Below are 718 nucleotides of genomic sequence, written 5' to 3' on the forward strand. Positions count from 1 at the left end.
TAACCCGAAGGAGTCTGGACTCGCAATGATAACGTTCTATTTTGCCGGATACGCTTGAGACGTATCACAATTTAAGACCACTTCTTACGAAGTGTTCTTGTCAGCATGATATACATTGTTAAAGAGCAGCTGTTCAATGAACAGTGATAAAGCGATGCTAAAAAACAGCGACTTATCAATGGTCACAAAACATTCACAAACGGTATTTAAGGTAAAAGAAGTCGTACATAATGGTGGAGCCAAGCGGGATCGAACCGCTGACCTCCTGCGTGCAAGGCAGGCGCTCTCCCAGCTGAGCTATGGCCCCATTAACACATAACTTTTCCGGGTAATTTTATTCAGAACAAGGCATTTTATGGCGAAGCATAGCCTGCTATGCGAGTCATAAAATAACGCAGTGCTGGATAAAATTTGGTGGGTCTGGGCAGACTTGAACTGCCGACCTCACCCTTATCAGGGGTGCGCTCTAACCAACTGAGCTACAGACCCGGCTATTCAGCCATTACAGATATTAAGAACCCGTAACAACTAAACTAACTACCGTTTGCTCTATTACTTGATCAGGTAATTCATTGTGGACGCTTACCGACGCGTGACGCATCGTTTAAGGAGGTGATCCAGCCGCAGGTTCCCCTACGGCTACCTTGTTACGACTTCACCCCAGTCATGAACCACACCGTGGTGATCGCCCTCTTGCGTTAGGCTAACCACTTCTGGT

General features: G+C 46.5%; 2 tRNA genes and 1 rRNA gene. All 3 read right to left on the reverse strand.

The features are described from left to right. Positions 1 to 231 precede the first annotated feature (231 nt). Positions 232 to 307 (reverse strand) — tRNA-Ala (locus QT231_RS24255). Positions 308 to 412: 105 nt separating this feature from the next. Continuing rightward, positions 413 to 489, reverse strand: a tRNA-Ile gene (locus QT231_RS24260). A gap of 116 nt (positions 490 to 605) precedes the next feature. After that, positions 606 to 718, reverse strand: a 16S ribosomal RNA gene (locus QT231_RS24265); the annotation flags it as partial.

This window comes from Halomonas sp. SpR1, assembly GCF_031010175.1.
Lineage (GTDB): Bacteria > Pseudomonadota > Gammaproteobacteria > Pseudomonadales > Halomonadaceae > Vreelandella.